The organism is Streptomyces sp. NPDC005863, assembly GCF_042871345.1.
GTDB lineage: Bacteria > Actinomycetota > Actinomycetes > Streptomycetales > Streptomycetaceae > Streptomyces.
On record NZ_JBIAII010000002.1, the window covers coordinates 352,207 to 377,000 of the forward strand.

Sequence of the window (24,794 nt, forward strand, 5' to 3'; positions counted from 1 at the left end):
CGAGGAAAATGAAAAATTCCTGCCGACTGCTCCCCGCACCGAGTCGGGGTGTGGCGATCGCTGCAGCCGACAGGAGTTCGGAACGCGCTCGGGAAGGCACATTTCATCGCGTTCCGCAAGGCGGATGTTGACACAGAAAGCACCGCTTCAGAAGGCATGCGTGACCAGGACCGCTCGTGAGGATTGTCCTTTCCCCTCCCGGGAACTGCTCGGCAACTCCCGCCGACTAACTGGAATTCCGGTGCTTGAGGATTTGCCGTCATCGGCAGTGCACGTCGGGCAGGCTGCGGTCAGCCGAGAGAGCCCGGCCGCACGACCTCCGCGCTGACCCGGACCATGCGGCTGTGCTCGAATTGCAGGTCGAATGGCATCCGGTCACCCGCACGCCAGTCGCGGTCGGCGGGCGCCGTCACATCGCTCGGCATCGGCGTCATGTCCAACGTGCCTTGCGCGGGCACCTGAAGCCGGTCTGTGGCATAACGGTAGGCCGCGCTGTCCGGCGTCATCCGGTGCCGACCCAGGGCGATCCCGTCCGGCACGGCCGGCGAGGTCACCTCGGTCAACTCATCAGCTGAGCTGCCCTTGTTGGTGACACGGAAGAAGGCCGCCGTGTCGGGAGCCCCGCCCGTCGGCTGGAACACGTAGGCCCGGGTGACGCTCAGATCGGGCGGCGTCCCGGCGTGACCGAGGAAGGTCCAGGCGGTCAGCTCGCCCAGGGTAAGCAGGCACGCGGCTACCGGAGCGGCAGCGGCAAGCGCGGACTGCTTGAGACGCCGCACTACTCGGGCAGACCCGGCGGTGGATCCGGACAGGGTCACCAGTTGCTCCTCGCCCGTTGCCGGGGCTTGCGCGTACGGGCGGGGATGGGCCCGGGCCGCCAGGTCCGCAAACGCAGAATGTTGACGACGACAAGGACCGAACTGACGGACATGGCCGCGGCGGCCGGCATCGGGTTGAGCAGTCCCACCATGGCCAACGGCACCGTTACGACGTTGTAGCCGAACGCCCACACCAGGTTGGCCCGGATGGTGGCGAGCGTGGTGCGCGACAGCCGTACCGCGTCGGCCAGAGCCTCGATGTCGCCGCGTACGAGGGTCACGTCGGCAGCACCGATCGCCGCATCCGTTCCTGCCCCCATGGTCATTCCCAGGTCGGCCGACGCGAGGGCTGCCACGTCGTTGACGCCGTCGCCGACCACCGCGACCCGGCGGCCCTCAGCCGTGAGCACGGCGACCAGGGCCGCCTTGTCCTCGGGCGAACAGGCGGCGTGGACGGTGTCGATGGCCGGTTGCGCGGCGACCGCCCAGGCCGGGGCCTGGCGATCACCGGTGGCGAGAACCGGGCGCACCCCCAGTCGGCGCAGCCGGTCCACTGCCCGATAGCTGCCGGGGCGGATCACGTCTCCCACGGCGATGAGCGCCACGACCGCGGCAAGTACCAGCACAGCTGGTCCGACCTCGACGCCGTCGTGATCGCCACCCCGGACCGCACCCAGGGACTCCACCGGGTGTCTCCAGCGGCCCTCTGCGCGGGCTGCGCGGTCCGCCTCTCCTCGCCTCGGGAGGTACGGCGAGCGGCAGGCTAGAACGGCAGGGACACCAGCTCGGTGAGCCAGTTGATCGCCGGGACGCAGAAGAAGACGCCCCACATGCCGGCGAGGAGGAAAGCGGGCACGGCGTTTCCCAGCCAGGACCCCCGGGTGGTGCGCGCGTAGATGTGGGCGGGATCCCGGGGGTCGTACGTGATCTCGTCGTGGTCCTCCCGCGACGAGGTCGACTCCGCCATCTCCTGCCCGTCGAGCGTGCGGAAGTGGACGATGTAGACGCTGTAACTGGTGCCCGAGTCGCTGATCACGGTCCGATCGACCTCGTACCGGGCGTGGACGGTCACACCCCGCCGCCGCATCACCAACCGCGTGTCCAGGTCGGTCATCTGCACCCAGAGCCACAGCAGGCCGAGCCCGACGGGCAGCAGCACCCAGGCGACGAGGCCCAGGATGGTGCTGGGCGGGAGGAGCACGGCCAGGGGAGGTCCCAGGACCGTGTAGTAGAGCGCGCGCCGCCACCACGGGCTGCCGTGCAGCACCTGGTCGCGCAGGCGGGTCAGCACGCGCACGGGCCACACCCGCACCGTGTGCCGCTGTGGCTGCTGCCGTCGACTCCCCCGCGGGCCGGCGTCACCAATGATCGCTTCTATCTCCGCGCCGAGCGCGGCGATCACATCCCTGTTGCGATGAGTGACCGTCATCGAGGAGCCGCCTCCGGCATCCTCGACGAGGAACACGGTCAGCGACTTCCCGGCCGCCTCGACGCGGCGGATCCCCGTCCCCGGCACGACAACGGTCGTACGCCCCCGGATCCAGTGCAGCGCGCCGCGCTCCACCCACGCCCGGGTACGGCCGCCGGTCAGGACGACCCCGGTCATCGTCTCATTTTTCGATTCCCCCATACCGGTGGATCTTAGGTCAGGGGTGAGCGGAATATCACGGAGTCGGGTGCTCTCACGCGCTGGACGGGCGGACCTTCAACTCCGGCAGGATCGAGAGGTGGTGGCGCCCCTGGGCCGGGTCGGCGAGTCGCAGCGCCAGCATGTCCACCGCCGCGACCCCGCCCGCCCGCTTCGGCGGTGCGACCGCGGTCAGCGGGATGTCCGCGAGCGCCGCGACCTCGTCGCCGTACGCCACGATCGCGAGGTTGCCCGGCCACGGACAGGTCGCGTGCCCGCAGCCGGGGAAGGAGCACGATCGCGTCGTGGTCGTTGTGGACCAGGACCGCGTTGCGCAGCTCCGCCTCCACCGCCCCGGTGAACTCGTCGAGTTGGTGGCCGAGGTTCACGACGCGCTCGGGCAGGTGAAGCTCGGCCTGACCGTCCTTTCCCTCGGCGAGTGCTTCGCCAGGGCGTTCACCTCGCGACTGCTGCACGTGCTGACGCTGCTCGGCTCCGGAGCGCTCCAGCCGCAGTGGGCGCGCCCGGGGCTGGTCATCCCCGCGCCGCGGCTCGCCGACGACGGCGCCGCGAGCGTCAAGGCCGGCGTTCAGGCCGCGGTGGAGATCCGCCGCCAGCCCTCAAGGGCACACCAACCGGGCGACTTCCTCCCGAAGCCCTTCCACCCGCACGGGCCGCTGTCTCCCGCTCCTCCAGAATTCTGGAGATCTGTCGGCCTTCTGCGGCCAGAAGGCGGCCGGCATCCGGCCCGGAGGCGGCAGCGTGCCCCGCGCACGCACCAGCATCCGTGTAATCGGCGGAGTCAGCCCCCTCCCACCCACGCGGCAGGAGGCGAGCGGCGTATGACGGAGGAACCAGATGGTCGATCGAGGCGAGGCGGCAGGATTACCTCTTCCTGGCCCCGGTCATGGCGACACGCCCTTCGGGCACCCTTGGGGTGGGCCGGCGCGAAGCTTGGTTCGGCCCGCCTTCGTGCGCCATCATGTAAGGCCATGGAACTGAGCGGTATCGCAGCGCTGTTGGCGCTGGCGGGTATACCCGTGACCGTGGTGGTGGCACGTTGGCAGAAGCGCACGGCGCTGGAACAGGCGGAGGCCGCCCACCACACGGCTATTGAGGTAGCGGAGGCGAACCATCGCGCCGCGATGGAGCAGGCCCAAGCCAACCACCGCACCGCATTGAGCGTGGCGGAAGCGGCGCAGCAGACCGCCCTTGAGCTGGAAGCTGCCACGCACCGGAACGCCCTGCGCTTGGCCCAGAAACAGGCAGAGACAGAGCAGGAGCGCCTACGGTGGCAGGTGCGTCAGACCACATATACACAATTCCAGAGTGCGATCGACCGATTGCGTCGTGCGGTGCTGGCTGAAGAGGTCATGTCGGACGAGATGAAGGACGCTTATCACGACATCCACGAATTCCACCACGTCCTGGGCATGGTGGCCGGCGCGGAAGTGCGCGGCCTTGCGTGGAGTATCAAACTCGGCGCTGAGGGGGTCATGGATTCTGTTCACGGTCTGCCCTCAGAAGCTCGTGCTGAGCTGTGGCGTGAGGTCATCTCGCCACGACGGGCACAGCTTGACGAGGTGATCAATCGAGAACTCGACAGGCCGTTCCGTCCCGACTCGCCAGGAGCACGCTCACGTACTGGACGCGACGCAGGCAGTATTTAAGGCACCCTATGCGGCCCGGCCGCAGTGCTACGGCGACCTGCGGCCAGCCCCAGTCAGAGGATGCCCCCCTCCTGGTCCACGTCGACAACGAGCCGCGCTCCCTTCTCCTGGCGCAGCAATTCGCGAACGCGCCCAGCGCCGCCGACCAATCGCTCGTCCAGGTCCACCACCTCGGTCGGGCTGTTCTGACCATCGACGTACAACTCCACGCCCCGCTCGCTGAAGTCAGCGTGCCCCATGCACTGCTTCGAGTCTCTGGCCTCGAACACGGCGACCGCGTACCGGCAGCCCGCGCCCGGTACGAGGGCACCCGGCGGGCAACAGCACGGAGCGGCTCGGCCGCCTCGGCCGCAACGGCCGCCTCCCTCACCTCGGCCAAGCTGGTCAGGCCGCCAACCACGGCTGGCACGTCCGGTCAGGACTGCTCCTCAAATATCAGCGCGAGGCCCACCGTCTCAGTATCGGCCGCTACGAACAGGCGCTAGAAGAGCGCGACGAGCACCGCGACAAGGTGGTGGAGGCCGCCGGCATCCTGGCCACTCAGCCCCGCGCGTCCCGCGACTTCAAGCGGGCCGTCATGGACTTCAACTCGTCTCGGCCCCTTGCCGGAAGGCACAACGAGCGAGCCGAGAAACTGGCCGCCCCAGCCCAGACAGCGCAGGCCGCACTGGCCCAGGTCGACTTGACCGAGCCTTGCTGCCCATGTGGTCCGTTACCGTGCTCGGTCCCGTCCCACCGGCGTAAAAGACACAGGGGTGGATGGACCACGTCACCCAGGTCATGGCCTACCGGGTCGCCTACGGGATCACGGACCGGGCCATCCCTCTCGGCGCGGCGCCCGACGAGTACGTGCCGCGCCGCACCGAGGGGCACCGCGAGCTCATCTAGAACCTGCGCCGTTGATAGCCCGGGGCCGCGGGCCCCGACAGCCGGCATCAGTGCTCATTTGGGCAAGGCAGTGTGCCCTGCCGCTTCTACCGGGTGGTGGGGGGAGTTGGTAAGCAGAGTGGAAACGTCGGCACGTTTTCCCGAAGGGTCACTCATGCGCGCGCAGGATCCCGCGAAGAACCCCGACCGAGCAGCCTCCGATGGCTGTCTGCGGGCGGCCGCCCCTGCGGTGCCGCAACCTGCGGCCACTTCGGCGGCGCACATGCTCGCGCTTCAGCGCACCATCGGTAACGCCGCGACAGCCCGCCTGATAGAAGAGGCCCGACATACGCACGGACCCGCGTGCGGCCACCAGCAGGCACCGGTGCAGCGCTCCGCCGTCCACGAGACGCTGCGCGGCCCGGGACAGCCGATGGCGGAGCCGTTGCGTTCAGAGATGGAGTCGCGGCTGGGTGCGGACTTCTCCGACGTACGGCTGCACACCGACGCGGCCGCGCGCCGCTCCGCCGCCGGCATCGGCGCTCGGGCCTACACCTCCGGCAACCGCATCGTGGTCGGTGAGGGCGGCACGGACCGGCACACGCTCGCTCATGAACTGACGCACGTCATCCAGCAGCGCCAGGGGCCGGTGGCGGGAACCGATCACGGAGACGGGCTGGCCCTGAGTGACCCGGCGGACCGGTTCGAGCAAGCAGCGGAGGAGAACGCGGCGCGAGTCATGAGCGGTCCGGTGCCGCAGTCCGCGGAGCAGGCGGAACCGGCCGCGCGGCCGGCGCACGGGCCCGGCACGCCGCAGGTGCAGCGTCGGCTGTCGTACGGGCCGTGGTCGCGGAAGTACGTCCAGGACGGGGAGTTCATGTCGTTGCTGGAGGCGGCGGACCCGGGGGCGCGGGCGCAGGGCATTGAGGCACCGTTCGCGTCGCTGGTGCGGCAGGTGGAACAGGCCGGGCGGGAGGTGCACTTCCGGGAGGAGAAATCGCCCCGGGGCCGGGCGGCGTTCTCGGTGGTAGAGGGCGAAGGGATACTTGCGATCGATCCTCCGTCGCCCTCCGCGAACGCCACCGAGCTGCGGAATTTCGCCGCCACGCTTGCCCATGAACTGCAGCACGCTGTGGACTTCGTGGAAAAGCGGTTCCCGACCGATCGGCAGGCGGAGTACGAGGGGGACGACGACGCGAAGCGGAAGACCGGGATGATCTCGGCGGAGCTGCGGGCCTTCGGTGTGGAGGCCGCCGCCGCGGCCAAGCTGGCCCTCGGCGACCACTACGAGGAGGCTGAGAAGCCCTTCGGCAAGCTGGTGTCCGGACTGGGGCCGTCAGCGATCTCGCCGGAACAGCAGAAGTTGGTGACGGAGTTCCAGCAGATCGCGTCCTACAACGCGGCAGGGCAGGACCCGTTGCTCGCGCTGCGCAAGATCACGGCGCAGAGCCTGATCCTGGAACGCCTGGCCTCCTATCTCCTGCAATACCGCCTTCAGGTCGACTACGGACCCGACAAAGCCCTGGACTGGCTCGAGCAGAACCCGAAGGTGGTACAGCACGGGCTCGTCGAGGGCGCCAAGCTCTTCCTCGCCCGCCGGCCCCAGTTGAGGAAGTGAACGTGGGGTAGCCGCCGAAGGTATGCAGCGAGCAGGGCGAGGCCGACACCGGTGACGACCCAGACCGCCAGGACGAGAGCAGGCAGGCCGCCGCCCGCCCCGTCGAAGAAGGGGGAGCAGCTGGCCGACGGTGGCCCATCCGTCGGGGAGCCAGTGCGGGCCCGTGGCCAGGCCCGAGAGCGGGTTGCCGAGCAGCACCATGAGGGCGATAGGGCCAAGGCGCAGGTGTCGGTCCCCGCCCTGGGGCACCTCCCGGTACGGATGATCACCAACGGGGTCATCGACCGCACCGTGCAGAACTGGATCGCCGACGATCACAGCCGCTCCACGGTCAAGAACACGATCGCCGTCCTGGTCCGTGTCATGGAACAGGCGGTCCGGGACGGCATCTTCAAGGTCAGCCCCGCCCGGGTGACCGGCTGGCAGAAGCTCTACAAGCAGGCGGAGGACGAACTCCTCGACCCCCTGCTCTGGCCCTGCCCGACTGGGAGACTCTCGTCCAGCTGGCCGACGCATTGGTGGCCGCCTCCCACGACCAGTACCGCGGCTGGGGAGACGTCGTACTCTTCGCCGCCTGCACCGCCGCCCGGATCGGAGAGGTCTCCGGCTGCCGCGTCGGCGACGTCGACACCACCCGGTGGATCTGGACCGTGCGGCGCCAGACCACACCCGCACCCGGCGGGCTGACCGACAAGGGCACCAAAGGCAAGCGGGCCCGCAAAGTCCCGACCATCGAGGAGAACCGAGGAGATCCGCCCCCTCGCAGCCCGGCGCATCCTCTCCGCCGGACCTGACCCCGACGCCCCACGGCCGTCCTGCGCGATGCAACCACTGGGACGACCGCACACCGGCCTGACATGGTTCGCCGACGCCGGAGTCCAAGTGGTCCCCAAAACGATCAAGGGCCGGTTTCGGATTGCTCCGAAACCGGCCCTGACCTCGACTCTCTCAAGTCGGGACGACAGGATTTGAACCTGCGACCCCTTGACCCCCAGTCAAGTGCGCTACCAAGCTGCGCCACGTCCCGGTGTGTTCTGTGCGGTGCCCCGCGTGATCACAGGTAGAACTCTACCCCACACCGAAGGGTGCTCCGTTCTCCGGTGACCGCCGTCAGGCACGCGCGACAATCGGCGTATGAGCACTGCACCTGAACCGCACGACCCCGGCCGTGAGCGGGACCGCGACGAGGAAGGGCGGGCGCGCAACCAGCGGCCCCGCGACGGACTCGGCCGGCCGTTGCCCTATGGCTCCGACGGCGTTCCCCGGCAGCCCGAGGGGGTCGTCCGCGCCCCGGAGGAGTCCGTCGCCGAGGCGCAGGCGCTGCTGGACGCCGGGCGTCCCTTCCACGCGCACGAGGTCTTCGAGGACGCCTGGAAGTCCGGGCCCGAGACGGAGCGCGGCCTGTGGAAGGGCCTGGCCCAGCTCGCCGTCGGGCTCACGCACTCGGCCCGCGGCAACACCACGGGCGGGGCGCGGCTGCTGCTGCGCGGGGCCGGGGCCGTCTCGGCGTGGAGCGCGGAGGCCGGGCAGGAGCGGCCGTACGGGATGGACCTCGCGGAACTGGTCGCGTGGGCGGAGGCGTTGGCGGAGCTTCTGGGGCGGGAGGGTGCCTCGGTGGACGCGGCGGCCCACGCGCCGCGGCTGCGGGGTGGCTCGACGGGCCTGGGCCGGTAGCGCAACGGGGGGGCGGTCGGGCGGAGGGTGCGCCTCTCGTTCCGTCGCGGTTGAGCGGAGGGTGCGCCTCTCGTTCCGTCGCGGTTGAGCGGAGGGTGCCCCTCTCGTTCCGTCGCGGTTGGGCGGAGGGCCCGCCTCCCGTTCCGTCACCGAACCGGCCTCGCCCCGCATGCACACGCCCGGCGCCGGTGTGAGGGTGGCCGTGTGACCACCACCGATCAGCCGGCCGCGTCCGCTCCCGCCGAGGCCCAGGCGCCGCCCGTCCTCGACCGGCGGCGCCGCAACGTCGTCTTCGTGACGATCATGCTGGGGATGCTGCTCGCCGCCCTCGACCAGACCATCGTCGGCACCGCGCTGCCGACGATCGTGTCGGACCTGGGCGGGGCGGAGCACATGTCGTGGGTGGTCACCTCGTATCTGCTGGCGGAGACCGTGGCCACGGTCCTCGTCGGCAAGTTCGGTGACCTGTTCGGGCGCAAGGTCGTCTTCCAGCTGTCGGCGGTCATCTTCATCACCGGCTCCTTCCTGTGCGGCCTGTCGACCAACATGACGCTGCTCATCGCCTGGCGGGCGATGCAGGGCATCGGCGCGGGCGGGCTCATGGTCACGTCCATGGCGTTGATCGCCGACGTCATCCCGCTGCGCGAGCGCGGCAAGTACCAGGGCGCGATCGGCGCGGTCTTCGGGGTGTCCACGGTGATCGGTCCGCTGCTCGGCGGTCTGTTCACGGACCATCTGACCTGGCGCTGGGCGTTCTACGTCAACGTGCCCATCGCGATCGTCGTGGTCATCGCCGCGGCCCGCACGATCCCCGTGGTGAAGTCCGCCGTGCGGCCCGTCATCGACTATCTGGGCATCGCGCTCGTCGCGGTCGGTGCGAGCGCGCTGATTTTGGCGACGAGTTGGGGCGGCAACCAGTACGCGTGGGGGTCGCCGACCATCATCGGGCTCTTCGTCGGAGGTCTCCTCGCGCTGGCGCTGTTCTGTGTCGTCGAGACGCGGGCGGCCGAACCGATGCTGCCGATGCGGCTGTTCGCGAACCCCGTCTTCACGGTCTGCTCGATCCTCAGCTTCATCGTGGGGTTCGCGATGCTCGGCGCGATGACGTTCCTGCCGACGTATCTCCAGTACGTCGACGGGGACTCGGCGACGATCTCGGGGGTGCGGACGCTGCCCATGGTCATCGGGCTGCTCATCGCGTCGGTCTTCAGCGGCAACGTGGTCAGCAAGACCGGCACGTACCGTATCTTCCCGATCGTCGGCGCGCTGGTGATGGCCCTCGGGCTCTATCTGCTCTCGCTGATGGGCAGCGCGACCAGCACGTGGCTGGAGTCGCTGTACATGTTCGTGCTCGGCACCGGCATCGGGCTGTGCATGCAGGTCCTGACGATCGCCGTGCAGAACACCGTCCCGTACGCCGATCTGGGCACCGCGACCTCGGGCGTGACCTTCTTCCGTACGCTGGGCAGCTCCTTCGGCACGGCCGTGTTCGGGACCATCTACGCCAACACCCTCGCGCCCAACCTCAAGGACGGGGTGGCCGAGGCGACCCGGGCGAGCGGTGGTGATCCGGCCGCGATCGGGCGGGCGGCGCAGAATCCGGGCGGGGTGCACGAGCTGCCCTCGGCGGCTTCGGGGCCGATCGTCGAGGCGTACGCGGACACCCTGCACACCGTCTTCCTGTGGACCGTTCCCGTCGCCCTCGTCGGGTTCCTGGTGGCGCTCTTCCTCAAGCAGGTCCAGTTGCGCGACAGCGCCCGTATGGGCGCCCCGGACATGGGTGAGGGGTTCGCGCAGCCGATGAGCGGCGACTCCGGTCATCTCCTGGAGCGCGGCGTGGCGCACATCATCCGCAACGTCGGCATGAACACGGCGCGCGGCATCATCCGCGGCTCGGACACCCGTCTTGACATCGCGGGGGCCTGGGCGGTCATGCAGGTCTCGCTCTTCACCCGAATGGTCGGGCACGCCAGTCTCGGGCTGATCGCGGCCCGCCACCGGATCCCGCCCGAGGTGCTGGTACCCGTCTTCGACCGCATGACGGACGAGGGGTATCTGACCCGAACGGGCACGTACTTCTCCCACACGCCCGCCGGGGAGCGCGAGGCGGAGGTCATCTCCCGGGCGTGGGCCTCCTGGCTGGGCGAGGAGATCGAGAAGGACCTGGGCAGACCGCCGGACAAGGAACTGGTGGCGGCGGTCGACGTCATCGCGAAGCGGCTCCTCGCGGAAGACCTGGAACACGGCCTCACACCGGAGACGCTCTCCCCGGACTTGGCGGGCGCCTCGCTGGCCGGACGCTGAGTTCCGGCCCCTGACCGGCTGTCACTCCGCCGCGTCGGGACGCCGTCCGGACCCGCCGATACTGGAACCCGGCTTGCGCGGGTGCCGGTGGCCACTGATGCCCGCGAGGACGAGGGACAGGATCAGGACGACGGCACCCGCGGCGGCCATGACGTTCGAGAAGTTGACCGTCAGCACCTCGGGGTGCAGCCGCCCGCCGTCCAGCAGCCCGTCGTCGAGCGTGTACGCACCGCCGAGACCCGCGAGGTCGGCGCCCGACAGGACGGCCACGAGAAAACCGTCCCGCGCCCGCAGCCAGAGGACGGCGGCGACGCTGATCGCCAGGGCCACGACCGTACTGCCCGCCGTGGCAAGCTCACCGGAGTCAATGACGATCTTGGAGTCGGCCCACGCCCCGGCTACGGTCGCCGCACAAGCGGCCAGGAGCATCAGCGCCCAGCGCCACAGCGATCCCAGCACCGTGCGGGGCACGGGCTCTGCGAAGGCCGGGGAGAGGGTTGATGGCGCGCCAGAAGTCATGCCCACATCATGGCCCACTCCTCTCAGGGAGCCTCCGAGGGGCCGTCACCGCAGGAGCAGTTGGAGGCCGCCCAGGATCGTCGCTGCGATTACCAGGCGTTCGAAGAGTTGCTGGTTGATGTGGTGCACCGTGTGCTTGCCCACGATCGCGCCCGGCACCACGAAGAGCGCCAGGAGCGCGTCCAGGGCCAGTGAGTGGGCGTCGATCAGGCCGAGGCTCACGCTGAACGGCACCTTCGAGGCGTTGACGATCAGGAAGAACCAGGCGGACGTGCCCAGGAAGCCCAGTTTCCGGAAGCCCGCCGAGAGCAGGTACATCGACATCACCGGGCCGCCCGCGTTGGCGACCATCGTGGTGAAGCCGCCTAGTACGCCGTAGGAAGGGGCCTTGAGGCGGCTTGCCGGAGGGGGGTCGGGGAGTTCGTGGGTCTCCGTACGCGCCGTCGCTCTGCGGCGGGCCACCGTGACGCCCGCCATCAGGAGCAGGATCGCGCCGATGGACGTACGGACCACCGCGTCGTCGGCCCACGTCAGGAAGAGCGTGCCGATGACCACTCCCCCGGCGACCGCCGGGAACAGCCGCCACAGGGTGGGCCAGTGGGCGTGTCTGCGGTACGTCAGCACCGCCAGGACGTCGCCCGCGATCAGGACGGGGAGCAGGACGCCGGTCGACGCGCGGGCCGGCAGGACGGCGGCGAAGACCGCGAGGCTGATCGTGTTAGCGCCGCTGACGGCCGTCTTCGAGAAGCCCACCAGCATCGCCGCCGCGGCGAGCGCGGCGAACTGGCCGGCCGACAGGTCCCACGCGTCCCACACATCCCGCACACCCCACATACGGGCATTCTCACGTGCCGTAGTGGGCGCGCAGTTCCCGTTTGAGGACCTTCATGCTGGGGCCGAGCGGAAACGCGTCGATGAACTCGACGAGCCGGGGGTACTTGTGGCGGCCGAGGTGCTCCTTGGACCACGCGATGATCTCGCCCGCCGTCTCGGGCGTCGCCTCTGCGGCCGGGACGACCACCGCGCACACCTCCTCGCCGTGCACGGGGTCGGGCAGGCCGATCACGGCGGTCTGGGCGACCGCCGGGTGACGCATCAGGACCTCCTCGACCTCGCGCGGGTAGACGTTGAAGCCGCCGCGGATGATGACGTCCTTCTTGCGGTCGACGATGGTCAGGAAGCCGTCGGCGTCCTTGGTGCCGAGGTCGCCGCTGCGGAACCAGCCGTCCACCAGGGCCTCGGCGCTCGCTTCGGGGCGGCCCAGATAGCCGGAGAAGACGTTGTGGCCGCGGACGACGACCTCGCCGAGTTCGCCGGTCGGCAGCAGTTCGATGCGGTCGTCGACGTCCGCGCGGGCGATCTCCACGTCGACGCCCCACGGCGGATGGCCGACGCTGCCGGGCCTGGTGCCGAAGTCGGGCTGGTTGACGGCTGCGGTCGGGGAGGTCTCGGAGAGCCCGTACCCCTCGTAGACCGGGGTGCCGAAGGCCTTCTCGAACCGTTCGAGGACGGCGACGGGCAGCGAGGCGCCGCCGGAGATGCAGATGCGCAGCCGGGGCAGCCGCTCGGCGGTCTCGGCCGCGGCGGCCAGTCCCACGTACATGGTGGGCACGCCGTGGAAGGTGTTGACCTCTTCCTCGACCATCAGCTCGATGGCCCGCGCGGCGTCGAAGCGCGGCAGCAGGACCAGCGTCGCGCCGGCCCGCCACGTCGAGTTCATGGAGACGGTCTGGCCGAAGGCGTGGAAGAGCGGCAGGGCGCCGAGGGCGATGTCGTCGGGGCGGACGTCGTTGGCGTCGAAGGCGTTGACCGTCGCGTTCATCACCAGGTTGAAGTGGCTGAGCACGGCGCCCTTGGGGACGCCCGTGGTGCCGCTGGTGTAGAAGACGACGGCCGGGTCGTCCGCGTCGCGGGTGGCGTACGAGGCGAGGGGTTCGGTGGCGCGGGCCATCGCCTCGAGCTCGCCCTCGTCGCCGAGGCGCAGCATGCGTACCCCCGCGGCCTCGGCGGCGGCCGCGCCCGTCGCCGCCTGGGCGGGGTGGCAGAGCAGCAGGGTCGCGCCGCTGTCCCGCAGGACGTGTTCGACCTCGTCCGCGGAGAGCAGCAGATGGACGGGTACGACGACGCCGCCGGCGGCGAGGATCGCGAAGTAGGCTCGAGGGAACTCCGCCGTGTTGGGGGCCATCATGGCGACGCGGTCCCCGGGCCGCACACCGAGCTCCGTGAGGGCGGCTCCCTGGGCGCGTGCCTGATGCCACAACTCCCGGAAGGAGAGCCGCAGATCCCCCTCGACGAGCGCGATGCGGTCCGGGTGGCGGCGGGCGGGCTCGGCGAGGATCGCGGCGAGGGAGAGCGTGGCCATGAGGGAGGGTGCTCCGTTTCCGTGGGCTTGCGGTGGATCACATTCCGGGAGAGGGGGGCTTGCGGTGGATCACTTCCGGGAGGGGGCACCCGGTGCGGCACGTCGTTCCTGACGGTGGCGGCGGCGCGCACTCGCCGCCGCCACCGTCAGATCAGATCGTGCCGTCGCATCGGCGGCGCGCGGGTCCGGCGTCAGTCGCGCTCGACCAGGAGCGCGCTGCCCTGCCCCACGCCCACGCACATGGTCGCGAGGCCGCGGGTGGCGCCGGTGCGGCGCATGCGGTGCAGCAGGGTGGTGAGGATGCGGGCACCGGAGCAGCCGAGGGGGTGGCCGAGCGCGATGGCCCCGCCGGACGGGTTGACCAGCTCCGGGTCGATGTCGAGGGCGTCGACGCAGGCCAGCGCCTGGGCGGCGAACGCCTCGTTGAACTCCGCCTCGTGCAGGTCGTCGATGCTCCAGCCGACCCGGTCGAGCACCTTGCGGGTGGCCGGGACCGGTCCGATGCCCATGACGTCCGGGTGGACGCCGGCGGAGGCGCCCGCCGCGTACCGCCCGAGGGATTCGAGGCCGAGGTCGTTCAGCGCCTCCTCGCTGACGAGCAGCAGCCCGGCGGCCCCGTCGTTCATCGGCGAGGCGTTGCCCGCGGTGACGGTGCCGTCCTTGCGGAAGACCGGCCGCAGACCGCTGAGCTTCTCGTACGAGGTGTCCTCGCGCACGCACTCGTCGGTGTCGACGACGGTGCCGTCCAGCCGGGTGACGGGGAGGAGTTCGTCGTCGAAGTGGCCGTCCTTGCGGGCGGCGGCGGCCCGTTGGTGACTGCGGAGCGCGAACTCGTCCTGGCGCTCGCGGGCGATGCCGTACCGTGCGGCGACCTCCTCGGCGGTCTCGCCCATCGCGAGGACGCCGTGCAGGTCCTTCATCGCCGGGTTCGTCAGGCGCCAGCCGAGGCGGGTGTCGGCGGTCTCCATGCGGTGCGGCAGTGCCTCGTCGGGGCGGGGCAGGACGAAGGGCGCGCGGCTCATCGACTCCGATCCGCCCGCGAGGACGATGTCCGCCTCGCCGGCGGCGACGGTGCGCGCGGCGGCCGTGACGGCTTCGAGGCCGGAGGCGCACAGCCGGTTCACGGTCGCGCCGGGCACGGACTCCGGGAGGCCCGCGAGGAGGACGGCCATCCGCGCGACGTTGCGGTTGTCCTCGCCCGCCTGATTCGCGGCGCCCCAGTAGACGTCGTCGATCCGGGCGGGGTCCAGCTGGGGGATGTCGGCGAGGAGGCCCTTCACGACGCCCGCTGCGAGGTCGTCGGGGCGGACGGAGGAGAGGGCGCCGCGGAGTCTGCCGATGGGGGTGCGGCGGGCGGCGGCGAAGTGGACGGTGCGCACGATACGGCTCCGGATCGTTCTGCGGGGTCTCGTTGCTTCGGTCTCGCGGGGTCTCGCGGGTGGATCGAGTCGCTTCGGGTGTGGATCGAGTCGCTACGTAAATTAGCGCTGCTAGTTTTGGAGTGTATGCGGGAGGCGGGGGCGATGGGAAGAGGGGTTCGGGCACGCCGGGCCCCGGCGGGGGCGAGGCGCCCATCCGTACCGCAGCGCGAGCCACCCATCCGTACCGCAGCGCGATCCGCTACCCCAGTGCCACCCGCACCGCGCCGCCCCTGGCGTCCACCCGTGCCGTCCAGCTCCCGGAGATGCGGAACGGGCGGTTCGGGAGGGCCGGGCGGCGCAGGCCCGCGCGGTGCAGGGTCCTGCCGTCCTGCGTGATCACCAGAGCCGGGCGCGCGACGAACGCGGAGGTCCGCAGGACGAACCCCTCGCTCGGCTCGTCCTCGGTCAGCCGGTTCGGGGCGACCCAGGCTAGCGGCGCCGCGACCCGCAGCGGCACCGTCGTCGACGGCCAGTCGCCGTCGTGGAGGTAGCGCCGCACGGCCGCAGCCGCCACGCTCCCCTCGTGCGCGACGGCACGGGCCGGCTCGGCGGCGTGCAGTACGTTGCCCACCGCGAAGACGCCGCGCGCGTCGGTGCGGAAGGCGCCGTCGACCGCCGGACCCCGGGTGCCGGGGTCCATCGACAGGCCGCCGCGCCGGGCCAGTTCGTGGTCGGGAACGAAGTCACCCGTGAACACGACGGTGTCGCAGGCGACCTGCGCGGTCCTGCCGTCCCGGTGCCGCAGCGCGACGCCCGAGAGGCGGCCTCGGCCGAGGAGTTCGGTGACCGTGGCGTCGGTGAGCAGCGGGACGCCGTGCCGCAGCCGGGCGTCGAGGGCGCGGGCCCGCGCCGCCTGGTGGCGCGGATGCTCGGTGACCAGCGCGGCGACCGTGACCCCGGCCCGCCGCAGCGTGTCCAGGGCGGCGAAGCTCACCGGCTCGGCGCCGACCACGACGGCCCGGCTGCCGATCCGCTGTCCGTGCAGGTGGACGGCCTGCTGCAGCTCGCCGGTGGTGAAGACCCCGGCGGGCCGGGTGCCCGGCACGAGGCGTGCGGCGCGGGGCCGTTCGCGGGCGCCGGTGGCGAGGACGACCGCGCGGGCGGTGATGCGTTCGAGGCCGCGCGGGCTGGTGGTGTCGACGGTGAGCGGCGCCGCCCACGCAGTCACGCTCACCCCGGTCCGCAGGACCGCGCCGTGGCCCACGGCCGCCGCCACGCAGCGCTCCGCGTACTGCGGCCCGGTCATCCCGAGGCGTCCGAAGCCGCCGTGCAGACAGTGCCGCGGGACCCCGCCCGCCTGCCGTTCCCGGTCCACGACCTCGACCTCGCCGACGCCCGACGCGGCAAGCCCGGCCGCGGTGGCGAGGCCCGCGGGCCCCGCGCCGACGACCAGTACGTCGACGATGCGCTCGCGCCTCATCCGGTACCCAACTCCGCACCCCGTTCGTAGAGTTCCCGTACCTCGGCACCGCAGTAGAAACCCTGGCAGCGGCCGCTCCGCGCCCGGGTGCGACGGCGCAGCCCGTCGAGCGAGCCGGGCGGCACGGTCGACGCGAGCGCGTCGCGGATCTCGCCGCGGCTCACGCGTTCACAGTGACAGACCACGTCGCCGTACGCGGGATCGGTCGCGATGAGGTCGGCGCGCTCGAAGGGGCGCGGAAAGGCCTCACCGAGGTTCGGCATGCGGACGACCGGCAGCTCACGGGGCTCGGGCAGGCGCAGTCCCGTGGCGCCGAGGAGTTCGGTGACGTGGGCCGCGATGGCCAGTGATGCGGTGAGGCCGGTGGAGCGGATGCCGCCGACGGTGACGCGGCGCTGTTCCTTGTGGGCGCTGATGCGGTAGTCGTCGTGCTCGGTGGCGGCGCGCAGTCCGGCGTAGACCGCGGTGACCTCTTCGTCGAGCAGCTCGGGGAGGATCCGGCCGCCCTGTTCGCGCAGGGCGGCGATGCCCTCTGCCGTCGAGCCGGTGGCCGTCTTGTCGTCCAGTTCCTCGGCGGTGGGTCCGAGCAGGACGTTCCCGTACACGGTCGGCGCCACCAGGACGCCCTTGCCGAGCGCCGTGGGGACCGGCAGCAGGATGTGCCGCACCAGGTCGCGGGCGAGCTTGTCGAAGACGAGGAGCTGGCCGCGGCGCGGGGTGACGGTGAAGTCGTCGTGGCCGAGGAGCCGGTCGATGGAGTCGGCGTGCAGCCCTGCGGCGTTGACGAGGTACCGGGCGCGCACCGGGCCGCGCGCGGTGATCAGCACGTGCGGGTCGGCTGTCGGACCGACGTCCTCCACGCGGCAGTTGAGGAGCAGGTCGACGCCCGCGCGGACCGCCTGGGTGGCGTAGGCGAGGGTGGTGGTCCAGGGGCAGATGATGCTCTCGCCGGGGACGTCGAGGGCGCCGCGGGCGCCGGGACCCAGGTGCGGCTCGCGGGCCCGGACCTCCGCGGGGCCGATGATGCGCGCGTCGGTGTAGCCGTTGCGCTCCGCCTTCGCCAACAGCCCCGGCAGCGCGTCGAGTTGCTCGGCGTTCCAGGCGACAAGCAGCGCGCCGACGGGTTCGACCGGAATGCCCGTCTCGGCGGCGTACGCGGCGAGCAGCCCGCTGCCCTCGCGGACCAGGCGGGCCTCCAGGGAGCCGGGCACGGCGTCGAAGCCGGTGTGCAGGATCGCCGTGTTCGCCTTCGACGTGCTCTCGCCGACGTCGTTCGCGGCCTCGACCAGGGCGATGCGCAGGCCGGGGTGGCGGGCGAGGTCGCGGGCGACGGCCGCGCCGACGACTCCCGCGCCGACGACGGCCACGTCGTACGTCACGTCGGGCAGCGCGCCCCGCCTGACCACGGCCATCAGGGCGTACGTTCCGTCAGGGCGGTCACGGCGGAGCGGAAGCCCGCGAGGCGTTCGGCCGCACGGTCCGCGCCGATCCGTGGTTCGTAGACGGCGGCGGGCCGCCATGCGGGGACCGCGTCCGCGACGGCGAGGGAGGGGTCGAGGCCGATCCGGGCGACGGCGGCCGCGCCGAGCGCGGTGACGTCGGGCAACGCCGATACCTCGACGGGGAGTTGGAGCAGGTCGGCCTGGGTCTGCATGAGGAGCGCCGAGCGCGTCAGGCCGCCGTCGACGCGCAGGCTCGTCAGGGGCTCCCCCAGGTCTGCGGCCACCGCGTCGGCGAGCGCGGCGACCTGTGCCCCGATGCCCTCGCACAGGGCGCGCACCAGGTGGCCCGGGGTGGTGTCGAGGCCGAGCCCGGTCAGCGACCCGCGCACGTCGCCGCGCCACCACGGCGCGGCGAGCCCCGCGAGGGCCGGTACGAAGGTGACGCCGCCGGTGTCCGGTACGGCGGAGCCGACGGGGTCGATGTCCTCGGCCCCCGCGATCACGCCGAGGTCGGTGAGCCAGCGGACGGCGGACGCGACCGTGTACACCTGCCCGTCGAGGCAGTAGCTGCTGCGCCCCGCGAGCCGCCAGGCGACGCAGCTGACGAGCCCCGAGGCGCCGCGCCGGGGCCGCGGTCCGGTCTGCGCGAGCAGGAACGCCCCCGTCCCGTACGTGCACTTGGCGCTGCCCGGTGTGGTCACGTCCTGGGCGAGCAGAGCGGCCTGCTGGTCGACGAGGAGGCCGGTGACGGGGAGTTCGGGGCCGAAGGCTGTGGTCGTCCCGACGGGTCCTGCCGCGTCGACGACCTCGGGCAGCCGCTCGTCGCCGAGTCCGTAGAGCTCAAGCGCGCGCGGTGACCACTGGACCGTGTCGAGGTCGAGGAGCTGGGTGCGGCCGGCCGTCGCGGCGTCGGTGACGTAGGCGCCGGTGAGCCGGTGGACGAGCCAGGCGTCGCTGGTCGTGACGACGCCGCGCCGGGTGCGGTGGCGGCGTATCCACGCCATCTTGGGCGCCGCGAAGTACGGGTCGAGCGGCAGCCCGGTGAGCTGGTGCAACTCCTCGGCGTGCTCGGCGAGTCCGGCGCAGACCGATGCGGCGCGGCGGTCCTGCCAGACGAGGGCGTCGGTGAGCGGCTCCCCGGTCGCCGGGTCCCAGGCGAGGACCGTCTCGCCCTGGTTGGCGAGGCCGACGGCGGCGACCGGCTCGCCCGCGTCGGCCAGTGCCGCGCGGCCCGCCTCGACGACGGAGCCGTAGAGCTCGGCGGGGTCGGCCTCGACCAGGCCGCCGGGGAGGTGGCGGGGGCGCACCGCGGCCGTGCCCGCGCCGATCACGCCGCGTTCCGGGCAGACCACGAGGGCCTTGGTGCCGGACGTGCCCTGGTCGACGGCGAGCACGGGCCGCTGCGCCGAAGGCCGCTCATAGGTGATCACCGCGGCAGCGTGCTACAGCGGTACGGAGGGCGTCAAGGGACCTGAATGACACGTTCTGCACACCAAATGACCGTTCGGCGTGCCGTGTTGACAAATCAAGGTCACAAAAGATCCACGAATGGCCTTGGCACCGGAAGGGCCGGATCTACACTGTCGGCCATGTCACATCCTCAACTCCCGTAACACCCGCATCGTTTAACCGTTCAACCTCCGCCCTCTTCCCCCAACAGAGGACTCATGCCCATGGCGTTAGGCCGCCCGGTGTACCACCCGGCAGGCCACGACGAAGCGCTGCGCGCGGTGCTCCAGGACCTCAGGACCGGTCGCTGGGTCTCCACGCGCAACCTGCTGACCGAGACACCCGACTGGGGGTTGTGGACGCAACGCACGCAGGTCCTCGGCGCCGCCGTCGCCGGTTCCGACGTGGTGCGGGCCTGGCGTGCCGAGGAGCCGCACAGCGCTTCGGCCGCGGTGCTGCACGCCCGCGTCCTGGTGGAGCGCGCCCTGCGCGCGCACCGCACGGGGCACCACAAGACCAACGACCTGTGGCGCGAGGCCGTCGCCGCGTGCGGCGACGCGTCGGCCCTGTCGCCCGAGGACCCGGTGCCGTGGATCTGTCTGCTCGCCCTGGCCCAGCTCGACGTGGGCCAGCGCTGGGACGAGCACCGGGCGGCGCCGCCCGAGCCGATGCTCTTCCCCGGCCCCTGGCAGCTGCTCGCCGAGGCCGACAAGCGGGATCCGGGCAACCGCGAGGCGTACCACCGGATGCTGCAGTTCGTGTACGGGCGCCGCACGGGAGGCCCGCTCACCGAGGCGTACAACTTCGTGCAGTGGGCGTCGGCCGCGGCGCCCGCGGGATCCGCGCTGCACCTGTTGCCGCTCTATGTGCGCGTCGAGCGGTACCGCCGCGAGTCCGGGCAGGAGCAGGCCCTCGACCTGCACTGGATATCCGAGGACGCCACCCGCTCCGCGCTGCTCGCCCTGCAGCTGTGGTTCGACCACGCGACGCCCGCCGCGACCTCGCTGCTCGACCTCAACTACCTTGCGCACGCCTTGTGGGGCGCGCACCAGTTCCACGACGCCTCACGGGTCTTCCAGGCCCTCGACCCGTTCTTCACCACGGTCCCGTGGGCGTACCGCACGCACTCCCCCGGCGACGCCGACGCCGCCGCCGAGGTCTTCGTCCAGGCCCGCGCCCGCTGCTTCAGCGCGTCCCGCGGCCCCGGCTAGCCCGCCCACCCGTCCCTTCTCCCCGCGCTCCCCCGCCGCTCCCCCCGGAGGTCCCACCGTGTCCCGCACCACCTGGTCGTCGAGCACCGTCCCAGCGCCACGCCAGGACGAGGAACAACGCCTGAGAGAACTCGGCTACCAGCCCGTCCTGGCCCGCCGCATGGGCGGCTTCGGCAACTTCGCCATCAGCTTCTCGGTCATCTCCATCCTGTCCGGCTGCATGACGCTGTACGGCTTCGGCATGAACACCGGCGGCCCCGCCGTGATGCTCTGGGGCTGGGCGGGCGTCGGCCTGTTCGTGCTCTGCGTCGGCATGGCGCTCGCCGAGGTCACCAGCGCGTACCCGACGTCGGGCGCCCTGTACTACATGGCCGACCGGCTCGGCGGACGCCGGTGGGGCTGGTACACGGGGTGGCTGAACCTGCTCGGTCTTCTCGGCGCGATAGCGGGCATCGACTACGGCGCCGCGCTGTTCACCGGCGCGTTCCTGAACCTGAAGTTCGGCTTCACGCCCAGCACCGAGAAGACCTTCCTGATCTTCCTGTGCATCCTGCTCCTGCACGCCGTCCTGAACCTGTTCAACGTGCGGCTGGTCAGCCTGCTCAACTCGATCAGCGTGTGGTGGCACGTGGCCGGCGTCGCCGTGATCGTCGGCGTCCTCGTGATCGTGCCGGACCACCACCAGTCGGCGTCGTCCGTCTTCGGCACGTTCGTGAACGACACGGGCTGGGACAACCCGCTCTACGTGACGGCGATCGGCCTGCTCCTCGCCCAGTACACGTTCTGCGGTTACGACGCGTCCGCGCACCTGTCGGAGGAGACCTCCAACGCATCGGTCACCGCGGCGCGCGGCATCGTGCGCGCCATCTGGGCGTCGTGGATCGCCGGCTTCGTCCTGCTCGCCGGACTGAGCTTCGCCATCCAGGACTACGTGGGCGCCCAGAACAGCTCGACCGGGGTGCCGCCCGCGCAGATCATGATCGACGCGATCGGCGAGTCCGGCGCGACGGCGCTGCTGCTCATCGTCATCGTGGCGCAGCTGTTCTGCGGCAACGCGGAGACGGCCGCGGCCAGCCGCATGGTGTTCGCGTTCAGCCGCGACAACGCGCTGCCCGGCTCGGCGATCTGGCGCAAGGTCAGCTCCCGTACCCAGGTGCCGGTGCCCGCCGTGTGGCTGTCGGTGGGGCTCGCCGCGGTCATCGCGCTGCCCTCCCTGTACTCGACGACCGCGTACACGGCGGTGACCGCCATCAACGTCATCGGCATCACCCCCGCGTACGCCATCCCGATCTACCTGCGCCTTCGCGCGGGCGACCGCTTCCAGCCCGGTCCGTGGAACCTCGGCCGCTGGAGCAAGCCGGTCGGCTGGATCGCGGTGGTCTGGGTGGTGTTCGTGACGGTGCTGTTCTGCCTGCCGCAGGTCTCCCCGGTGACCGTCGACTCGATGAACTACGCGTCGATCGCGCTCGCCGCGGTGCTGCTCCTGGCCACCGTGTGGTGGTTCGTGGCGCGACGCTCCTACAGCACGCCGCAGGCGTACGGCTCGGACCGCGAGCAGGCCGAGGTCGCGGAGAACATCGTCTGAGTCACGGCCCCGGCCCGCTCCGCGGCGCGTCAGCGGCCGCCGGCCACCCGTACGACCGTGCCGGTCGCGTACGACGCGTCGTCCGAGAGCAGCCAGGAGACGGCCGCCGCGATCTCCGACGGCCGGCCCGAGCGCCCCAGCGGGATGCCCGCGGCGAGCTTCGCGGGGCGCTCGGGGTCGGCGTGGAACTCGGTCCAGATCACGCCGGGGGCAACGGCGTTGACGCGGATGCCGTCGCCCGCGACCTCCTTGGAGAGGCCGACCGTCAGCGTGTCGACGGCGCCCTTGGCCGCCGCGTAGTGGACGTACTCGCCGGGGGCGCCGAGGGTGGCCGCCGCGGACGAGATGTTCACGATCGCGCCGCCGCCGTTCGCCGTCAGGTCCCGCACCGCGCGCCGGGCGCAGAGCAGATAGCCGAGGACGTTCACTTCGAGCGCCCGGCGCATGCCCTCGGCGTCGGCCTCCGCGAGGGGCCCGACGGGGCCGCTCACGCCGGCGTTGTTGACCAGACCGGTGACCGGGCCGAGTTCGGCGGCGGCGGTGTCGAAGAGACGGTCGACGTCGGCCTCGTCGGCGGTGTCGACCTGGACGGTGACGCAGCGTCGTCCTGCCGCGCGGACCGCGTCGGCGGCCTCTTCGGCGGCTGCCTGATGGGAGCGGTAGCCGATGACGACGTCGTGGCCGTCCTCGGCGAGACGGGCGCTGACGGCCGCGCCGATACCGCGGCTGCCGCCGGTGACGACGGTGACGGGGTGGTGCTGCACGGGGGACCTCCGGCTCTGGGTGGCTGACTGTCGCGCCGCCCGGCCGCGGGGGTCGCCCGCGTCCGGATCACGCCGTCATCCTACGAAGCGGTGACCTTGACCGGTGGGCAGGGCGGGACGACCGGTGGGCAGGTCCGCGTCGAGCGGGATCAGGGTGGCGCGGCCGGTGCCGTGCCGCAGCCGCAGCAGATTGCGGCCGGGCTCCCACTGGACGACGCCGTGGTGGGCGCGCAGCTGGGCCCGCAGCCGTTCCGGGTCAAGGGTGCGCAGCGCGGCGGGGGCGCCCAGGGTGGGGCCGAGGAGGTGGAGCGGGATCAGACCGTCGTCGCGTACGTCGTACGAGGAGAGCAGTACGTCGACCCGCTCGGCGGGCTCGACCCGCTGGCCGTGCTCGACGTCGTCGGCCGTAGAGGTGGGAGTGGCGTGCTGGTGCGTCATGGTGCGCCTCCGGAGTCGTGGACCCCGGGTGTCGCCGACCCCGGTGATCCGCCGTTCCCCGTGCACGTCGCACGGGGCGGGTCGTCACCCGGGGCACCCGCGACGGAGCGGGGTGCCGTCCAGCGAGCCGGGGCTTGGCGCTGGAACTCGTGACCCGCACCGACCGTAACACGGTGCCGCGGAGGCCTGCCCGGGGTTATTCGTGCCCCCCGGGCCGGCCTCCGGGCGGTGCCTACGGAGCCTCGGCCGGGACGACCGCGTCCTCCGGGGCGGCCGCCTCCGCGGGCAGGCTGTCCATGAACGAGCTGACCGAGAAGACCGCGTTGCCGGGGCCCGCGGGACCGTAACCGGGGGGCGACGACAGGCCGTTGGACTCCATCGTGGCGCGGTAGGCCTCCAGGAGCCGCACGTGGTACTCCAGCGGGGCGCCCTGCGGGTTGGCCTTGCCGAGCGGCGTCGTGGGCTCGGGGCACCACGTGGTGAAGCGGGGCGTGATGCCGCGCGACATGAAGTACTGCAGGCCCTCGACGGTGGAGTCGATGGCCTCGTCGACCGTCTTGAAGCCGAACGGCTCCGCCATCTCCACGCCCGCGACGAAGTTGGGGATGACGTTGCGCGGCCCGAACACCTCGGCGGAGTCCAGGATGCGGCGGTGCCACTCGTCACGGCCGACGTAGCGCTCCTTGCCGGGGCAGTACCGCTCGAAGAGGTAGGGGTCCCACACCTCGTAGTTGGGGTGGTAGATCCGCACGCCGTAGTCGTGGAAGCGCTGCACGTCCGCCTTGGGCAGCGCCTGGGCGACGACCTTGCCGATCCAGCGGCCCGGGAAGCGCTCCTCGATGGCCTTCGCGTACTGGCCGTAGAAGTCGGCCTCGTCCTTGCCCTGGAGCCGCGTGGTGATGGCGCCGCCGGTGAGGGTGTACGCGGTGGACGACTTGTTCGTGTCGTACTTGTCGATGATGGCGAGGGCTTCGAGGACCTCGTCCATCGGCTTCACGCCCGTGTAGGGGCGGCCCGCCGCCTTCTGCTGGCGCCAGTTGTGGTTGATGTCGCAGTACTGGCACTCCTCCTTGGCGCCGAAGTACTGGCAGACCCGGAAGACCGTCAGGTAGATGAGGTAGCCCCACTGGATGGTGGGCGCCACCTCCATCACGGACTTGCCGTTCTCCAGCGTGTGCCGGTAGTAGTCCGGCATCGGCGGCAGGCCGACGTCGGAGATGCGGGCGCCGTCCAGGTAGAGGCCGAGCACGCCGTGGTCGTCGGCGGCCACGCGGTAGGGCGAGGACGGGTTCACGCGGACCGAGACGACGGTGCGGCGCAGCTCGTAGGGGCCGCCGGTGAGGACGATCTCCTCGGGCGGGCGGCGCAGGGCCGCGGCGCCCAGTTCGGGGAGCGTGCCGTGGTCGAAGGAGAAGATGAAGTACGACTTCGGCTTGACCTCGCCGCCTTCGTTGTCGCTCAGCGCCGACTCGTCGAAGGCGATGCCGCCGCGCAGCAGATCCTCCTTGATGACGGCTTCCCGCGGCACGTGCGGGAACCGCTCCATGAGTGACTCGATGAGCTCGGTACGGCTCTCGCTGCGGCTTGGCATGGGCCGGGCACCTC

Annotated in this window: 21 protein-coding genes, 1 tRNA gene, 3 pseudogenes and 1 riboswitch; of the genes and pseudogenes, 8 read left to right on the forward strand and 17 right to left on the reverse strand. The window is 71.5% G+C overall.

From position 1 onward, the window contains the following. Positions 1-290 precede the first annotated feature (290 nt). The 4 genes and pseudogenes from ACFYO9_RS07865 to ACFYO9_RS07880 form a co-directional block, all read right to left on the reverse strand. Positions 291-818 carry a copper chaperone PCu(A)C gene (locus ACFYO9_RS07865; RefSeq protein WP_358774207.1) on the reverse strand — a complete coding sequence of 176 codons (528 nt, stop codon included), beginning with the start codon at positions 816-818 and terminating at the stop codon, positions 291-293. Continuing rightward, a pseudogene (locus ACFYO9_RS07870) lies at positions 815-1,420 on the reverse strand (HAD-IC family P-type ATPase); the annotation flags it as partial. The pseudogene ACFYO9_RS07870 and the gene ACFYO9_RS07865, both read right to left, overlap by 4 nt. A 161-nt stretch (positions 1,421-1,581) precedes the next feature. Continuing rightward, the gene (locus ACFYO9_RS07875; RefSeq protein WP_358774205.1) at positions 1,582-2,424 is read right to left on the reverse strand and encodes a hypothetical protein; all 843 of its coding nucleotides are present in this window, start codon (positions 2,422-2,424) and stop codon (positions 1,582-1,584) included. 76 nt (positions 2,425-2,500) lie between these two features. Next, entirely contained in the window at positions 2,501-2,683 is a 183-nt protein-coding gene (locus ACFYO9_RS07880; RefSeq protein WP_358774203.1) for a substrate-binding domain-containing protein, read from the reverse strand. 754 nt (positions 2,684-3,437) lie between these two features. On the opposite strand from ACFYO9_RS07880, the gene ACFYO9_RS07885 reads away from it, so the two are divergent. Beyond that, entirely contained in the window at positions 3,438-4,115 is a 678-nt protein-coding gene (locus ACFYO9_RS07885) for a hypothetical protein (RefSeq protein ID WP_358774202.1), read from the forward strand. Between the two features lie 53 nt (positions 4,116-4,168). On the opposite strand, the gene ACFYO9_RS07890 is transcribed toward ACFYO9_RS07885, so the two are convergent. Continuing rightward, a complete protein-coding gene (locus tag ACFYO9_RS07890) occupies positions 4,169-4,384 on the reverse strand; it encodes a hypothetical protein (protein ID WP_358774200.1) in 216 nt (71 codons plus the stop codon). 490 nt (positions 4,385-4,874) lie between these two features. Between ACFYO9_RS07890 and ACFYO9_RS07895 the strand changes: the two genes are divergently transcribed. Further along, positions 4,875-5,003, forward strand: a complete 129-nt coding sequence (locus tag ACFYO9_RS07895) for a hypothetical protein (RefSeq protein ID WP_358774198.1) — start codon at positions 4,875-4,877, stop codon at positions 5,001-5,003. A gap of 154 nt (positions 5,004-5,157) precedes the next feature. After that, on the forward strand, positions 5,158-6,600 hold the full coding sequence (locus ACFYO9_RS07900; protein ID WP_388666079.1) for a DUF4157 domain-containing protein: 1,443 nt from the start codon (positions 5,158-5,160) through the stop codon (positions 6,598-6,600). Here the strand turns inward: ACFYO9_RS07900 and ACFYO9_RS07905 are convergent. Further along, positions 6,486-6,810: pseudogene (locus tag ACFYO9_RS07905) on the reverse strand (hypothetical protein); the annotation flags it as partial. The gene ACFYO9_RS07900 and the pseudogene ACFYO9_RS07905 overlap by 115 nt on opposite strands. A 21-nt stretch (positions 6,811-6,831) precedes the next feature. Here ACFYO9_RS07905 and ACFYO9_RS07910 point away from each other — a divergent pair. Beyond that, a pseudogene (locus ACFYO9_RS07910) lies at positions 6,832-7,404 on the forward strand (site-specific integrase); the annotation flags it as partial. 149 nt (positions 7,405-7,553) lie between these two features. Here the strand turns inward: ACFYO9_RS07910 and ACFYO9_RS07915 are convergent. After that, positions 7,554-7,627: transfer RNA gene (locus ACFYO9_RS07915), tRNA-Pro, on the reverse strand. A gap of 107 nt (positions 7,628-7,734) precedes the next feature. Here ACFYO9_RS07915 and ACFYO9_RS07920 point away from each other — a divergent pair. Then, entirely contained in the window at positions 7,735-8,274 is a 540-nt protein-coding gene (locus tag ACFYO9_RS07920) for a DUF309 domain-containing protein (RefSeq protein WP_358774196.1), read from the forward strand. A 204-nt stretch (positions 8,275-8,478) separates the two neighbouring features. Then, complete coding sequence (locus tag ACFYO9_RS07925; RefSeq protein ID WP_358774194.1) at positions 8,479-10,578, forward strand: MDR family MFS transporter; 2,100 nt, start codon at positions 8,479-8,481, stop codon at positions 10,576-10,578. A 21-nt stretch (positions 10,579-10,599) separates the two neighbouring features. Here ACFYO9_RS07925 and ACFYO9_RS07930 read toward each other — a convergent pair whose 3' ends face one another. From ACFYO9_RS07930 to ACFYO9_RS07960, 7 genes are all read right to left on the reverse strand, one after another. After that, positions 10,600-11,097, reverse strand: coding sequence for a hypothetical protein (locus ACFYO9_RS07930; protein ID WP_358774192.1), 498 nt, complete (start codon positions 11,095-11,097; stop codon positions 10,600-10,602). Between the two features lie 45 nt (positions 11,098-11,142). After that, positions 11,143-11,931 carry a sulfite exporter TauE/SafE family protein gene (locus tag ACFYO9_RS07935; RefSeq protein ID WP_358774190.1) on the reverse strand — a complete coding sequence of 263 codons (789 nt, stop codon included), beginning with the start codon at positions 11,929-11,931 and terminating at the stop codon, positions 11,143-11,145. Positions 11,932-11,941: 10 nt separating this feature from the next. Beyond that, positions 11,942-13,459 (reverse strand): long-chain fatty acid--CoA ligase, encoded by a 1,518-nt coding sequence (locus tag ACFYO9_RS07940; protein WP_358774188.1) that lies wholly within the window; start codon positions 13,457-13,459, stop codon positions 11,942-11,944. Positions 13,460-13,650: 191 nt separating this feature from the next. Then, positions 13,651-14,838 carry a thiolase family protein gene (locus ACFYO9_RS07945; protein WP_358774186.1) on the reverse strand — a complete coding sequence of 396 codons (1,188 nt, stop codon included), beginning with the start codon at positions 14,836-14,838 and terminating at the stop codon, positions 13,651-13,653. A gap of 241 nt (positions 14,839-15,079) precedes the next feature. Then, positions 15,080-16,300, reverse strand: a complete 1,221-nt coding sequence (locus tag ACFYO9_RS07950; RefSeq protein WP_358774184.1) for an FAD-dependent oxidoreductase — start codon at positions 16,298-16,300, stop codon at positions 15,080-15,082. After that, positions 16,297-17,712: an FAD-dependent oxidoreductase gene (locus ACFYO9_RS07955; protein ID WP_358774182.1), complete on the reverse strand. Its 1,416-nt coding sequence runs from the start codon at positions 17,710-17,712 to the stop codon at positions 16,297-16,299. The genes ACFYO9_RS07950 and ACFYO9_RS07955 overlap by 4 nt, the downstream gene beginning before the upstream one ends. Further along, positions 17,712-19,172 carry an FGGY family carbohydrate kinase gene (locus tag ACFYO9_RS07960; RefSeq protein ID WP_358774180.1) on the reverse strand — a complete coding sequence of 487 codons (1,461 nt, stop codon included), beginning with the start codon at positions 19,170-19,172 and terminating at the stop codon, positions 17,712-17,714. Before ACFYO9_RS07960 ends, ACFYO9_RS07955 begins: the two co-directional genes overlap by 1 nt. Before the next feature lie 237 nt (positions 19,173-19,409). Between ACFYO9_RS07960 and ACFYO9_RS07965 the strand changes: the two genes are divergently transcribed. Together ACFYO9_RS07965 and ACFYO9_RS07970 are read left to right on the forward strand one after the other, a co-directional pair. Beyond that, positions 19,410-20,402, forward strand: coding sequence for a hypothetical protein (locus ACFYO9_RS07965; protein ID WP_388666081.1), 993 nt, complete (start codon positions 19,410-19,412; stop codon positions 20,400-20,402). Between the two features lie 58 nt (positions 20,403-20,460). Then, entirely contained in the window at positions 20,461-21,987 is a 1,527-nt protein-coding gene (locus ACFYO9_RS07970; RefSeq protein WP_358774179.1) for an amino acid permease, read from the forward strand. Positions 21,988-22,016: 29 nt separating this feature from the next. Here ACFYO9_RS07970 and ACFYO9_RS07975 read toward each other — a convergent pair whose 3' ends face one another. The 3 genes from ACFYO9_RS07975 to ACFYO9_RS07985 form a co-directional block, all read right to left on the reverse strand. Further along, positions 22,017-22,751 carry an SDR family oxidoreductase gene (locus ACFYO9_RS07975; protein ID WP_358774177.1) on the reverse strand — a complete coding sequence of 245 codons (735 nt, stop codon included), beginning with the start codon at positions 22,749-22,751 and terminating at the stop codon, positions 22,017-22,019. Between the two features lie 75 nt (positions 22,752-22,826). After that, positions 22,827-23,189: a hypothetical protein gene (locus ACFYO9_RS07980; protein ID WP_358774176.1), complete on the reverse strand. Its 363-nt coding sequence runs from the start codon at positions 23,187-23,189 to the stop codon at positions 22,827-22,829. Positions 23,190-23,234: 45 nt separating this feature from the next. Further along, positions 23,235-23,344: riboswitch (SAM riboswitch) on the reverse strand. A gap of 77 nt (positions 23,345-23,421) precedes the next feature. Then, positions 23,422-24,780 (reverse strand): radical SAM protein, encoded by a 1,359-nt coding sequence (locus tag ACFYO9_RS07985; RefSeq protein WP_355806401.1) that lies wholly within the window; start codon positions 24,778-24,780, stop codon positions 23,422-23,424. Between the last annotated feature and the right edge of the window lie 14 nt (positions 24,781-24,794).

What these genes read in the sequence shown, in the direction of transcription:
- ACFYO9_RS07875 (WP_358774205.1), bottom strand. Translation starts at nt 2,424, where the DNA reads ATGACCGGGGTCGTCCTGACCGGCGGCCGTACCCGGGCGTGGGTGGAG.
- ACFYO9_RS07885 (WP_358774202.1), top strand. Translation starts at nt 3,438, where the DNA reads ATGGAACTGAGCGGTATCGCAGCGCTGTTGGCGCTGGCGGGTATACCC.
- ACFYO9_RS07895 (WP_358774198.1), top strand. Translation starts at nt 4,875, where the DNA reads ATGGACCACGTCACCCAGGTCATGGCCTACCGGGTCGCCTACGGGATC.
- ACFYO9_RS07900 (WP_388666079.1), top strand. Translation starts at nt 5,158, where the DNA reads ATGCGCGCGCAGGATCCCGCGAAGAACCCCGACCGAGCAGCCTCCGAT.
- ACFYO9_RS07920 (WP_358774196.1), top strand. Translation starts at nt 7,735, where the DNA reads ATGAGCACTGCACCTGAACCGCACGACCCCGGCCGTGAGCGGGACCGC.
- ACFYO9_RS07930 (WP_358774192.1), bottom strand. Translation starts at nt 11,097, where the DNA reads ATGACTTCTGGCGCGCCATCAACCCTCTCCCCGGCCTTCGCAGAGCCC.
- ACFYO9_RS07935 (WP_358774190.1), bottom strand. Translation starts at nt 11,931, where the DNA reads ATGTGGGGTGTGCGGGATGTGTGGGACGCGTGGGACCTGTCGGCCGGC.
- ACFYO9_RS07940 (WP_358774188.1), bottom strand. Translation starts at nt 13,459, where the DNA reads ATGGCCACGCTCTCCCTCGCCGCGATCCTCGCCGAGCCCGCCCGCCGC.
- ACFYO9_RS07950 (WP_358774184.1), bottom strand. Translation starts at nt 16,300, where the DNA reads ATGAGGCGCGAGCGCATCGTCGACGTACTGGTCGTCGGCGCGGGGCCC.
- ACFYO9_RS07955 (WP_358774182.1), bottom strand. Translation starts at nt 17,712, where the DNA reads ATGGCCGTGGTCAGGCGGGGCGCGCTGCCCGACGTGACGTACGACGTG.
- ACFYO9_RS07965 (WP_388666081.1), top strand. Translation starts at nt 19,410, where the DNA reads ATGCCCATGGCGTTAGGCCGCCCGGTGTACCACCCGGCAGGCCACGAC.
- ACFYO9_RS07980 (WP_358774176.1), bottom strand. Translation starts at nt 23,189, where the DNA reads ATGACGCACCAGCACGCCACTCCCACCTCTACGGCCGACGACGTCGAG.
- ACFYO9_RS07985 (WP_355806401.1), bottom strand. Translation starts at nt 24,780, where the DNA reads ATGCCAAGCCGCAGCGAGAGCCGTACCGAGCTCATCGAGTCACTCATG.